This is a genomic window from Kitasatospora sp. NPDC097605, from assembly GCF_040302725.1.
Classification (GTDB): Bacteria; Actinomycetota; Actinomycetes; order Streptomycetales; family Streptomycetaceae; genus Kitasatospora.
The window spans coordinates 59,751-71,823 of sequence record NZ_JBEOSF010000001.1; the positions used below are offsets into that span (position 1 = coordinate 59,751).

Consider the following 12,073-nt stretch of genomic DNA (forward strand, 5'->3'; position numbering starts at 1 on the left):
GCCATTTTCCCGGGCCGCCGTCCCGGGCCGGTGCCCAGGGTCGTTTCGCGGGTCGTTTCGCGGGCCGTCCTCCGGGCCGTTCTCTGCCAGGCCGACTGGGGCTGGTCGGGCCGGTCCGGTCGGGCCGGTCCGGTCGGGCCGCGCGGGGTGCCGGGCCGGCGGCGCGGGGCGGCCGCGCGTGGACGCTGGACGGCCCGCGAGCCGGCCGGGACTCGGCCGGGCGGCGGGCGGGCCGTGCCACCACGATCCGCCCCCCGCCGGCCCCCGCCAAGGGCGCGCGAAGGGCGCCCGGGGGCACCGGCAGGGCGCGCCGGGCCGGGTGGCCCGTCCCCCGCACGCCGCCCGTCCGCCGCCCCGCTGCCGTGCCCTCCCGGCTCCGCTCAGAGCGTGCCCGACCCGCGCGGCGCACCTCCCGTCCGAGCGGCGGCGCCGGGATCCACCGGGTCCACCGTCCAGTCGGGGTGACCGGGCATCGGCGGGGTCCGCTCGCCGTAGAGCCAGTCGCGCAGGAAGCCGTCCAGCGGCTCCCCGGAGACCTCCTCGGCCGTGCGCAGATAGTCGGCGGTGGTGGCGGTCCCATGGCGGTGGCCGCGCAGGAAGGCCCGCTCGATCCGGTCGAACACCTGGGGCCCGACCCGCTCCCGCAGCGCGAACAGCACCAGCGCGCCGCCGGTGTACCGCTGGCTGTCGAACAGCGTCGCGGCGGTCGGCGCGGCCACCGGGCCGGAGTCGTGGCGCCACTGGTCGCCCTGGGCGTAGACGCTGCGCATCCGGTCGGTGAGCGTGGTGAAGCCGCCGGAGTCCGGCCAGCCGCGCTCGTAGCGGTACATCAGGCCGTAGAAGTCGGCATGGCCCTCGTTGAGCCAGAGGTCGGCCCAGGTGCCCGGGGTGACGCTGTCGCCGAACCAGGAGTGCACCAGCTCGTGCATCATGTGCGAGCCGATGAGGCGCTCCGGCTGGCGCAGGAAGTTCGGCTTGTAGAGCGTCAGCGTCTGGGTCTCCAGCCCGGTGAAGCCGAACGCCGCCGGGTCGTCGGTGTCGACGGGCAGCAGCCCGTACGTCTCGAACGGGAACCGCCCGAGGTGCCGCTCGGCCCAGTCCAGCTGGCCGGGCGTCAGGGCGAGCGCCGGCTCCAGGTCGGCGGCGCGCGCGGTGGGCACGACGTCGCGCAGCGGCAGCCCGTCCGGGCCCCGGCTCCCGCGGACCGTGTAGCGGCCCACCGAGGCCTGGAGCAGCTCGGTGGCCATCGGCTCGCGCGAGACGTACCGCCGGGTGGTCGTGCCGTCGGGGTGCGGCTCGGTGGCGGTGAGCAGGCCGCTGGCCACACCGAGGAGGTCGTCGGGCGCGGTGACGGCGATGGTGAAGCGGGCCTTGTCGCCCGGCCGGTCGTTGCACGGGAACACGGTGTGCGCGCTGTCCGGCTGTCCGGCCACCGCGAAGCCGTCGGGCGTCACCACCCAGCCGGTGTGCGCCAGGGGGGTGCGCGGGTCGGCGCCGTACTCGACCTCCACCCGCAGCACGGTGCCCGCCCGCACCGGCCGGGCCGGCCGCACCGTCAGCTTCTCGTCGTGCGTGCGGAACCCGGCCGGGCGGCCGTCCACCCGGACGGCGCGCACGTCCAGGCCCAGCGCGTCCAGCTCCAGCTCCGCCAGCCGGGTCAGCGCCCGGGCGGTCAGCACGGTGGTGCCGTCCACCGTGCGGGTCGCGGGGCGGTAGTCGAACGCCAGGTCGTAGGCGAGCGCGTCGTAGTCGGTGCTGCCGAGCGAGGGGAACACGGGGTCCCCGGCGCCCGCGACCGGCGCGCCCGCGGCCGGGACCAGCCCGAGCGGGAGCGCCGCCAGCGCGAGCGCGGCGGCGAGGACGGAACGGTGCCAGGACAAGGTGATCACCTCTCTCGTGTCGTACGGACCCGCCTTCGGTCCCGGGACCGGCCCGGTTCCGTTGAGCGATCCTCCGGGCACGGACCGTAGCAGAGGGTGCCGACAATCCGGCCGACACGCGGCGTCGCCCGGACGGACCACTGGGGTAGCCGGGCGGCTGCGCGGTGTCATACCGTCGAGGAGTCCCGCCCCCTGACGGACGGGGCCACGGCCGCCGGAGCGCCTGGCCAGGACCGGCGGCCGTACTCATGCCCGCACGCTGTGCCCGCCGCCCCCGCCACCTCGTAGGCTGGGCAGCCGCGCCGGCCGCCCGCAGCCCCGCCGGCGCACCGGACCGGCAGGAGCGAGCCCCGTGACCAGCCCGCACTTCGTGGTGATCGGCGAGTGCGTCGCCGACGTCGTCCGCGTCGACGGCGCGCCCGGCACCGTCCACCCCGGCGGCAGCCCGGCCAACGTCGCGTACGGGCTGGCCCGGCTGGGGGAGCCGGTCGCGCTGCTCACCGAGCTGGCCGACGACCCGTACGGCCGGCTGATCCGCGGCCACCTGGAGTCGGCCGGCGTCGCCCTGCTGCGCGAGCCGTCGAACGGCGCTCCGCGCACGCCGTCCGCAGTGGTGCGGCTCGACGCCGAGGGCCGGGCGCACTACACCTTCGACATCGGCTGGACGCTCCCGCCCGTCGACCTCCCCTTCCCGCCGGGGCACCTGCACCTCGGCTCGATCGCGGCCGTCACCGCGCCCGGCGCGGCGGCCGTGCTCGCCCTGGTCGAGCGGTGGCGCGGCCGGGCCTCGATCAGCTACGACCCGAACGTGCGGCCCGCGCTGATGGGCGAGCACGCCGAGGCCGTCCGCCGGGTCGAGCGCTGCGTGGCGCTCAGCGACCTGGTCAAGGCCAGCGACGAGGACCTCGGCTGGCTCTACCCCGACCGCACCCCGGAGGAGGCCGCCCGCCACTGGCTGGGCCTCGGCCCGGCCACCGTCGCGGTCACCCGCGGCCCCGCCGGGGCCTTCGCCCTCACCGCCGACGGCCGCCGTGCCGAGGCCCCGGCCCGCCGGGTCGAGGTGGCCGACACCGTGGGCGCCGGCGACGCCTTCACCTCCGCCCTCCTGCACGCCCGGCACACCGGCGCCGACCTCCCCACCGCCCTCACCCACGCCACCACCGCCGCCACCCTCACCGTCACCCGCCCCGGCGCCACCCCACCGACCACCACCGAACTCACCGCCGCCCTCGACGCCTGACCCCCCCGCCCGGGCGGCGCGACGACCCTCTCCGCGCTGTCCGCCGGCACCTGACCCGCGCCCGACGGCCGTTGCCGGCAAGGGGCTCCCGGGGTGCCGGTCTGGGTGCGGGAGCGGCTGGCGGGCCGGCGGGTGGTGCTGGTCGGCTACGGGGCGCACGCCACGCCCCCGCACTCGGGTACGGCGCCGGGCTGGCGATCGAGGACGGCGTGGTGCTCGCCGACTGCCTGGACGGGCGGGCGGGCATCGGGGAGGCGCTGGAGGAGTTCAGGGCCCGGCGCGCGGCGGCGACGTCGACAGCGCGTCCGCCACGACACCTGGGCCGTGCTGGACGAGCCCGTGCAGCCGCCCCGCTCGCCCCGGTCGACCTGGTCGACCTGGGCCACCCGCGCCGGCGGCCGGCTCAGGTCGAGCGGAGCAGCACGGGTTGTGCCCGGAGGGGCGCGACCGGTCCGTGTCCTCGTCTCCCGGCTCCGGACCGACCTGTGGAGCGTTCGGGCATGACGGCGCGACACCGGCCCGGCACGACACCGGCCCGGCGCGACGGTGTCCGGGGTGACCGCTCCGACGGCGAGTTCGCGGCGCTCACCGCCGTCCTGCTCGCCCGCGCGGCCATCCCGGCGGGCTCCGGCTCGAACGCCGGCCCGGCTGCCGCGGCCCGGTCAGCCGGCGTCAGAGCGGGGTCACCCCTGGACGGGCACCGCCCAGGGGGCGGGTCCGCTGCGTCCCGGAGTCGAAGCTGCGGGCGGTGTCGAGGGTGCCGGTGAGGTCGGGGTGGCGGCCGAGGAGGGCGTGGGCGAGGGTGACGGCGTCCGGGGGGAGGCGGCGGGTGAGCCCGAGGTGGGGGGACCAGCGGCCGGGGACGTAGTGGGGATCGGGCTCCTCGGCGTGCTCCAGCACCTCCCAGACGCGCTGGTGCAGCCGCAGCAGTTCGAGCGTCGGGACGACGGACCAGCCGAGCACCCGGCGCCGGCTGCGAGCGGCGACGGAGAGCAGGCCGGTCAGCCGGACGTCCAGCGGCAGGGCGTCGGCGAGCAGGTCGTCCAGCCGCTCGGCCGCCCCGGCGGGCATCCGGGCGCAGGCGGCCAGGGTGAGGTGGGGGCGGTGGCCGGGGTGCGGGTTGTGGGCGAGGCTGTCCACGCCGCCGTCGGCGAGCTGCCGCCAGACCGCGCGCACGGCGCGGTCGAGCGGCGGGTCGCAGAGCAGCTCAACCGTCTGCACGGACGAGGTCCTTGGCGTACCAGACCTCGGCGTACCGGCGGTCGCTGTAGGCGGGGATCTCCCGGTAGCCGTGCCGGGTGTACAGGGTGCGGGCCTCGACCAGGTCGAGCCGGGTGTCCAGGACGATCCGCTCGGCGCCGAGCGCCCGCGCCGCCTCGTCGATGGCGGCCATCAGCCGCTTGCCGCCGCCGGTGCCGCGCCGCGCCGGGCGGACGTAGACCCGGGTCAGCTCGACGGTGGTGGCGTCGACGACCCGAAGCCCGGCGCAGGCGGCGGCCTCGCCGTCGTACCGGCCGAGCAGGAAGAGGCCGGTGGGCGGCGCGAGGTCGTCGCTGGGGGCGCCGGCGAGCCCGGTCTCGATCTCCTCCGCCGTCCCCTCCCGGCCGAGGTGCAGCCGGTAGTAGCTGTTGGCGACGTCGATGTAGTAGTCCCGCAGCAGCGCCAGCGCCTCCGCGGAGCCGACGTCGGCGGGCGCGATCGCCCAGGAGTCGGTCGGCCGGGGTTCGGTCGTACCGCGCTGCGTGCTGATGGTCATGCGCGCATTATCGACGGCTCGCCGCCCCGCCGCGAGCCCTTTTCGATCATGGCCGCCCCGGTGGGCCGGGCGGGTGACGGGGGGATTGGCCGGTCGGCGTGGCGGGGGAGCAGTGGGGCTATGGACAGGTCATCAGATAGTCGTACTAGTGGGGGGTCGGCGGGGCGGAGGCACCGGAGGGGGCGGCGCGGGCGGGGGCCCGGGGTGGTCGCGGCGGTCTGCCTGGCCGCCGTGGTCGCGGGGTGCGGCGGGCCGGGCGCGGGCGGGGCGGCGCCGTCGGCGGAGCGGACCGGGGCGAGCGCGGCGGCGGACCGGGGCGTGCCCCGGCCGGCCGCCGCGCCGCTGGTGCTGCCGGGGCCGGCCCGGGCCGAGGAGGAGGCCGGCAGCGAGGCCGTGGCGCGCAAGGCGGCGGCCGCCAGGGCGGCGCTGGAGACCGCCGCGCGCTGGGGCCTGGCGCGCCCGCCGCTGCCCGCCCCGCCGCGCCCGGCGAGCCGGCCCGAGCTGTTCGCCGCCCAGGGGGTCAAGCTCGCGGACGGGCTGCCCCCGGTGGTCTACCGGGTGCCGACCGACGAGCGGATCGTCTTCCTCACCGTGGACGACGGCGCCGAGAAGGACCCGGAGTTCAACCGGATGGCCGCCGAACTGGGCATCCCGCTGTCCACCTTCGTCGCGGACTACCTGGCCCGCTCCGACTACGGCTACTTCCGCCGGCTCGCCGCCCAGGGCGACGCGGTGAACAACCACACCATCAACCACCGCAACCTCAAGGTGCTCGGCTACGCCACCCAGCGCGAGGAGATCTGCCGCCAGCAGGACCAGCTGGAGGAGCAGATCGGCGTCCGCCCGCGGCTGTTCCGCCCGCCGTACGGCGAGTACAACGAGGACACCCTGCGGGCCGCCGCCTCCTGCGGCATCGAGGCGGTGCCGCTCTGGAACGAGGAGGCGTTCCCGGACCGCGTGGAGTACCGCTACGAGGACCAGCGGCTCCACCCGGGCGACATCATCCTCACCCACTTCCGCGGCACCGACCTGTGGCCCGGCACCATGCCCGATCTGCTGCGCAAGGTGGTCGACGAGGTGACGGCGCAGGGCTTCGCGCTGGCCCGCCTCGACGACTACCTGTAGGGGCGGGCGGCGGGCGGCGTCAGTCGAGCGAGAGGGCGTCCAGGTACACCCAGGCGCCCTCGTGCCGCACGAACCGGCTGTGCTCGGTGAGCACGCCCTCCTCGCGTCCGTCCGCGTAGTGGGCCCGGAAGGCCACCGTGCCCTCGGCGTGGAACGGGCCGCCCTCGGTGGTGGAGAGCACCTCCAGGCGCAGCCAGCGCAGCCCCGGGTCGAAGTCCACCGAGTCCGGCCGGGTGTCGGGGTGCCAGCTGCGCAGCAGATAGGCCTCGTCGCGGGCGGCGAAGGCGCTGAAGCGCGAGCGCATCAGGGCCTCCGCGGTGGTCGCCGCGGCCTGGCCGCGGTGCAGCCGGCCGCAGCACTCGGCGTAGCTGGCGGGCAGGCCGCAGGGGCAGGGCGAGGAGGGCAGCAGGCGCGGCGCGGGGGCGGCGGCGCGGGTGGCGGAACGGCGTCGGGACATGGGTCCATTCTGGCGCCTCCCGGGGGTGGCGCGGGCCGGCCGCCCGGTCCGGGTCGTCCCGGACCGTCCCGGGCGGTCGCCCGGGACGGGGCGGGTGCGGGGCGGGGCCGGAACACGGCCGATGCCCCAGGCGCCCGGGACGGCGGGTGACGGACCTTGGGAGGCACGCCCGGTGCGCGCCGGGCGCGGCGGTCCCGCCCGCACCCGTCCCGGAGGCCTCACCCACCACCCCGTCCATTGACTGTCCTCGGACAATGTAAAGTCCGGAAATCTGCTTGCGGCATCGGCAGGACACACGGGTGCCGGAGCTGACGGACCGTTGGCGAGAACCGTAGCGGTCCGAACTGACCCTGCCAAGGGGGAGCCGAGGGGGCTGACAATCTGTAAGAAATCGTCAACGAACCGTCACGCTTCAGTACCGCTGGCGGGGGAGAAGGGGGTGATCTTTCCGGCATATCGAACGAGTGACGGAAATGTGCTGGTGATTCGTAGATCTTTACCCCACCATCTCCCAGGGCACACCGCCAATTTCTCGCCGACCACAAGTCGATGCAGCAGCAGCACCCCTCGGGAGAGAGTGATGAGTTCGACGGAACTTCCCTCGCTGGATCCGGCCGCACCACTGGCCGCCCTGATAGCCGCGCAGGTCAAACGGACTCCGGACGCGACCGCCGTGATCGACGGCACGCGCCGGCTGACCTACCGTGAGCTGGACGCCGCGGCCGACGCGGTGGCGGGCCGGCTGGCCGCCGCGGGCGTGCGCGCCGAGACGCTGGTCGGGGTCTGCCTACCGCGGACGGCGGACCTCGTGGTCAGCCTGCTGGCGGTCCTGCGGGCCGGCGGAGCGTACGTGCCGCTCGACCCGGCGTACCCGCGCGACCGGCTGGAGCTGGTCATCGGCGACGCGCAGGCGCCGGTCGTGGTCACCGACCGCGCCCACGAGCACCTGTTGAACGGCGCCGGCGCCACCCTTCTGTACGTCGACGGCGAGAGCCCCTCCGCCCCGCTCGACCCCGCCGCCGCCCGGCCCACCACCGGCGACGCCGAGACCGACGCGCTCGCCTACGTGCTCTACACCTCCGGCTCCACCGGCCGCCCCAAGGGCGTCTCGGTCACCCAGCACGGCGTCAACGCCATGCTCCGCTGGGCCGCCGGCACCTACACCGCCGCCGACCTCGCCGGCGTGCTGTTCGGCACCTCCGTGTGCTTCGACATCTCGGTGTACGAGCTGTTCCTCCCGCTCTCCGTCGGTGGCACGATCATCGTCGCGGAGAACGTCCTCGCCCTGCCCGAGCTGCCCGCCCGGGACGAGGTCACCCTGGTCAACACCGTGCCCAGCGCCATGGCGGCGCTGCTGCGCGGCGACGGCCTTCCCGGCGGCGGGGGTCTGCCGGGCACCGTGCGCGTGGTCAACCTGGCCGGCGAGGCGCTGCCCCGCCACCTGGCGGACAAGGTCTACGCGCAGCCCCTGGTCGAGCGCCTCTACAACCTCTACGGGCCCACCGAGGACACCGTCTACTCCACCTGGTCGCTGGTCGCCCGCGACGCGGAGGGCGAGCCGGTCATCGGCCGCCCGCTCGACGGCACCCTCGGCCACGTCCTCGACGAGCACCGCACCCCGGTGCCCGACGGCGGCATCGGCGAGCTCTACCTCTCCGGCGAGGGCCTGGCCCGCGGCTACCACGGCCGCCCCGACCTCACCGAGGAGCGCTTCGTCCACGTCGACGGCCTGCGCTGCTACCGCACCGGCGACCTGGTCCGCCGGCTGCCCGACGGCGACCTGGAGTACCACGGGCGCGTCGACCACCAGGTGAAGGTCCGCGGCTTCCGGGTCGAGCTGGGCGAGATCGAGGCCGTGCTCGCCACCCACCCCGCCGTCGAGGCCGCCGCCGCCGTCGTCCAGCGCGACGAGGCCGGCGACTACCTGGCCGCCTTCGTCCAGCCCGCCCCCGGCGCCGCCGAGCCGACGCCCGCCGAGCTGCGCGCCCACTGCGCCGCCGCCCTGCCCGGCTACATGGTGCCGCTGGCCGTCGCCGTGCTGGAGGAGATGCCGCTCACCCCCAACGGCAAGACCGACCGCAAGGCGCTGCCCCCGGTCGCCCGCAGCCGCGCCGGGCACGAGCTGTTCGTCGCCCCCCGCACGCCCGTCGAGACCCGGATCGCCGAACTCTGGCAGGGCCTGCTCGGCGTCCCCGAGGTCGGCGTCCACGACGTCTTCCTCGACCTCGGCGGCCACTCGCTGCTCGCCGCCGGCCTGCTCGCCCGGATCGAGCGCGAGTTCGGCACCCGGGTGCCGCTCGCCGAGTTCTTCGCCGCCCCGACCGTCGCCTCCCTCGCCGTGCGGGTCGCCAACGGCGGCGGCGGACGGGCCTCCGTCGAGCCGCCCCGGCGCCAGGCCGACCTGCCCGCCCGCGCCACCGACTTCCAGCACGAGCTGTGGCTGCACGAGTCCATGCAGCCGCACAGCCCGCTCTACAACGTGCCGCTGCGGATCCGCGCCGAGGGCGCCCTCGACCGCGAGGCCCTCGGCCGCGCGCTCACCGAGGTCGTCCGCCGCCACGAGGCGCTGCGCACCGCCCTGAACGGGGCCGCGATCCCCACTGAGCACGACCCGGTCACCGCCGAGGTCCGCCCGCCCTACCCCGTCGAGGTCCCGCTGCTCGACCTCACCGGGCCCGACGGCGCGGTGCCCGACGAGGAGACGATCGACGACGCGCTGCGCGCCGAGGCCGCCCGCCCGCTCGACCTGCCGGGCGGCCGGCTGCTGCGCGCCCTCGCCCTGCGCACCGGCGAGGACCGGCACGAACTGCTGTTCACCGTGCACCACGCGGCGATGGACGGCTGGGCCGCCGGGCTGTTCCTCGCCGAGGTCGCCCGCGCCCACCAGGACGGCGAGCTGCCCGAGCCCGCGCTCCAGCTGTCCGACGTCGCCCGCTGGGAGGAGCTCAACGTCGCCGCCGGCCGCGAGGCCGCCGAGCGCTGGGGCGAGCGGCTGCGCGGCATCGAGGGCGACCAGCACCTGCCCGGCGACCGCCCGCACCCCAACCCGCAGGACATCGCCGGCCGCCGGATCGCCCGCCGGCTCGACGCGGAGCTCGTCACCGGCGTCGAGAAGTGGGCCGCCCAGGAGGGCGCCAGCCTCTACATGGCGGTGCTCGCCGCACTCGGCGGCGTGCTGCACCGTTACACCGGCCGCACCGACGTCGCCGTGCTCAGCCCCTTCGCCGTCCGCCCGGTGCCCGAGCTGGAGACGGTGCTCGGCTCGCTGATCAACACCGTCGCGCTGCGCTTCGACGTGGCCGGTACCGACACCTTCCGCGAACTGCTCGCCCGGGTCCGCCCGACCGTCCTGGAGGCCGCCGAGCACAGCGGCCACCCGTTCGTCGACCACGCCCGCCGCTCCGGCGGCTCGGCCGGCCTCACCGCCTCGCCGATCTCCCAGGTGCTGCTGGCGGTCCAGAACCACCCGGTGGCCGGCGTCCGACTGCCGGGCCTGAACCTGACGTTCGTCGCCGAGGTGTGCAACAGCACCGCGAAGACCGACCTCTCGCTGTTCCTGGAGTTCCCGGCCGACGGCCCGCTGCTGTCCGCCGAGTTCCGCACCTCCCGCTACGAGGAGCGGTCCGTGCGCGCCGCGCTCGACCACCTGGTCACGCTGCTCGCCGCCGCCGTCGCCGAACCCGACCGCCCGCTCGCCGAGCTGGCCATGCTCTCCGCCGCCGACGGCGTCCACGGGCAGGGGGCGGGCGACGACCCGGCCAACCGCACCGAGGCGCCGATCCCCGACACCCGGCTGCACGAGCTGGTCGCCGCCCAGGCCGCCCGCACCCCGGACGCGCCCGCCGTGTCCGCCGCCGACGGCACCCTGGACTACGCCGCACTCGACGCCGCCGCCAACCGGCTGGCCCACCTGCTGGCCGCCCGCGGCGCCGGCCCCGGCAGCCTCGTCGCCGTTGCGGTGCGGCGCGGCCGCCTGCTGCCCGCCGCCCTGCTCGGCGTGCTGCGCAGCGGCGCCGCCTACCTGCCGGTCGACATCGACCAGCCGCTCGCCCGCAACCGGGGCGTGCTCGACGACGCCGGCGTCACCCTGCTGGTCGCCGAGACCGCCACCGCCGGCGACGAGCTGCTGCACGGCCGCGAGAGCGTCCTGGTGGACGGCCCCGAGCACGCCGCCGCCCCCGCCGGGGCGCCGGCCGTCACCGTCGGCCCGGAGGACCCGGCCTACCTGCTGTACACCTCCGGCTCCACCGGCACGCCCAAGGGCGTCGCGGTGCCGCACCGCGCGATCGTCAACTTCCTGACCTCGATGGGCCGCGAACCCGGCCTCACCGGGCGGGACGTGATGGCCGCCGTCACCACCGTCACCTTCGACATCGCCGGCCTGGAGCTGTGGCTCCCGCTGATCACCGGCGCCCGGGTGGAGATCGCCGACCGCGCCACCGCCACCGACGGCGCCGCGCTCGGCGCCTGGATCGAGAAGCAGGGCGTCACCCACGTCCAGGCCACCCCCGCCACCTGGCGGATGCTCCTGGAGGCCGACTGGGCCGGCCGCCCCGGGCTGACCGCCCTGTGCGGGGGCGAGGCGCTCACCGCCGACCTCGCGAGCGCCCTGCTCGGCCGGGTCGGCGCGCTGTGGAACCTGTACGGCCCGACCGAGACCACCGTCTGGTCGACCGTCCAGCGGGTCACCCCCGACGTCGTCGCCCACGGCGGCGTGGTGGCCCTCGGCGCGCCCGTCGCCAACACCCGGCTGCACCTGCTCGGCCCCTCCGGGCAGCCCGTGCCGGTCAACGGCATCGGCGAGCTGTGCATCGCCGGCGCCGGCGTCGCGCTCGGCTACCACGGCCGTCCCGACCTGACCGCCGAACGGTTCACCGCCGAACCCGGCCGCACCGACGGCGCCCTGATGTACCGCACCGGCGACCTCGCCTGCCGCCGCGCCGACGGCCGCCTGGAGTACCACGGCCGCGTCGACGCCCAGGTCAAGCTCCGCGGCTTCCGCATCGAGCTGGGCGAGATCGAGGCCGCGCTCACCGCCGTCCCCGGCGTCACCGCGGGCGCTGCCAAGCTCGTCGAGACCCCGGCCGGCCCGGCCCTGGCCGGCTACGCCGTCGCCCCGGGCCTCACCGAGGACGCGCTGCGCACCGCCCTGATCGAGCGGCTGCCCGACTACATGGTGCCCGCCGGCCTGGTCCTGCTCGACGCCCTGCCGCTGACCCCGGCCGGCAAGGTCGACCGGGCCGCCCTGCCCGTGCCGCAGCTCGGCGGCGCCGGTGCCCCGCCCGAGGGCGACTGCGAGGAACTGCTCGCCGACCTGTGGATCGAGGTCCTCAAGGTCGAACGGGTCTCCCGGCACGACGACTTCTTCGCGCTCGGCGGCCACTCGCTGCTCGCCACCCGGCTGCTCGCCCGGATCCGGGACACCTTCGAAACCGAGCTGCCGCTGCGCGTCGTCTTCGAGGACCGGACCCTGGCCGCCCTCGCCCGCCGCGTCGAGGAGCGCCTGCTGGAGGAGATCGACGACCTCGACGACCTCGGCGACGACCTCGACGGCCTCGCCCTCGACGAGACCGCCGGGAGCGCCCAGTGACCCATCGCACCGAATCCGGAACCAC

Annotated in this window: 7 protein-coding genes; 3 read left to right on the forward strand and 4 right to left on the reverse strand. The window is 76.5% G+C overall.

The genetic code is table 11. The features are described 5' to 3' along the window. Window positions 1–380 precede the first annotated feature (380 nt). On the reverse strand, window positions 381–1,880 hold the full coding sequence (locus ABTX81_RS00310; protein ID WP_350540647.1) for a M1 family metallopeptidase: 1,500 nt from the start codon (window positions 1,878–1,880) through the stop codon (window positions 381–383). A 352-nt stretch (window positions 1,881–2,232) separates the two neighbouring features. On the opposite strand from ABTX81_RS00310, the gene ABTX81_RS00315 reads away from it, so the two are divergent. Next, a complete protein-coding gene (locus tag ABTX81_RS00315) occupies window positions 2,233–3,120 on the forward strand; it encodes a carbohydrate kinase family protein (RefSeq protein WP_350540648.1) in 888 nt (295 codons plus the stop codon). A 672-nt stretch (window positions 3,121–3,792) separates the two neighbouring features. On the opposite strand, the gene ABTX81_RS00320 is transcribed toward ABTX81_RS00315, so the two are convergent. Both ABTX81_RS00320 and ABTX81_RS00325 read right to left on the reverse strand, forming a co-directional pair. Beyond that, complete coding sequence (locus ABTX81_RS00320; RefSeq protein ID WP_350540649.1) at window positions 3,793–4,341, reverse strand: 2'-5' RNA ligase family protein; 549 nt, start codon at window positions 4,339–4,341, stop codon at window positions 3,793–3,795. Then, window positions 4,328–4,876 carry a GNAT family N-acetyltransferase gene (locus tag ABTX81_RS00325; protein WP_350540650.1) on the reverse strand — a complete coding sequence of 183 codons (549 nt, stop codon included), beginning with the start codon at window positions 4,874–4,876 and terminating at the stop codon, window positions 4,328–4,330. Before ABTX81_RS00325 ends, ABTX81_RS00320 begins: the two co-directional genes overlap by 14 nt. A gap of 204 nt (window positions 4,877–5,080) precedes the next feature. Here ABTX81_RS00325 and ABTX81_RS00330 point away from each other — a divergent pair, with 204 nt between their 5' ends. Next, window positions 5,081–6,001, forward strand: a complete 921-nt coding sequence (locus tag ABTX81_RS00330; RefSeq protein WP_350540651.1) for a polysaccharide deacetylase family protein — start codon at window positions 5,081–5,083, stop codon at window positions 5,999–6,001. A gap of 19 nt (window positions 6,002–6,020) precedes the next feature. Here ABTX81_RS00330 and ABTX81_RS00335 read toward each other — a convergent pair whose 3' ends face one another. Further along, window positions 6,021–6,458 carry a YchJ family protein gene (locus ABTX81_RS00335; RefSeq protein WP_350540652.1) on the reverse strand — a complete coding sequence of 146 codons (438 nt, stop codon included), beginning with the start codon at window positions 6,456–6,458 and terminating at the stop codon, window positions 6,021–6,023. 580 nt (window positions 6,459–7,038) lie between these two features. Here ABTX81_RS00335 and ABTX81_RS00340 point away from each other — a divergent pair. Beyond that, window positions 7,039–12,048, forward strand: a complete 5,010-nt coding sequence (locus ABTX81_RS00340) for a non-ribosomal peptide synthetase (RefSeq protein WP_350540653.1) — start codon at window positions 7,039–7,041, stop codon at window positions 12,046–12,048. Window positions 12,049–12,073: the final 25 nt, after the last annotated feature.

Bases quoted from the DNA above. Each gene is read 5' to 3' on its own strand.
- ABTX81_RS00325 (WP_350540650.1), bottom strand. From the start codon at position 4,876: ATGACCATCAGCACGCAGCGCGGTACGACCGAACCCCGGCCGACCGAC.
- ABTX81_RS00335 (WP_350540652.1), bottom strand. From the start codon at position 6,458: ATGTCCCGACGCCGTTCCGCCACCCGCGCCGCCGCCCCCGCGCCGCGC.
- ABTX81_RS00340 (WP_350540653.1), top strand. From the start codon at position 7,039: ATGAGTTCGACGGAACTTCCCTCGCTGGATCCGGCCGCACCACTGGCC.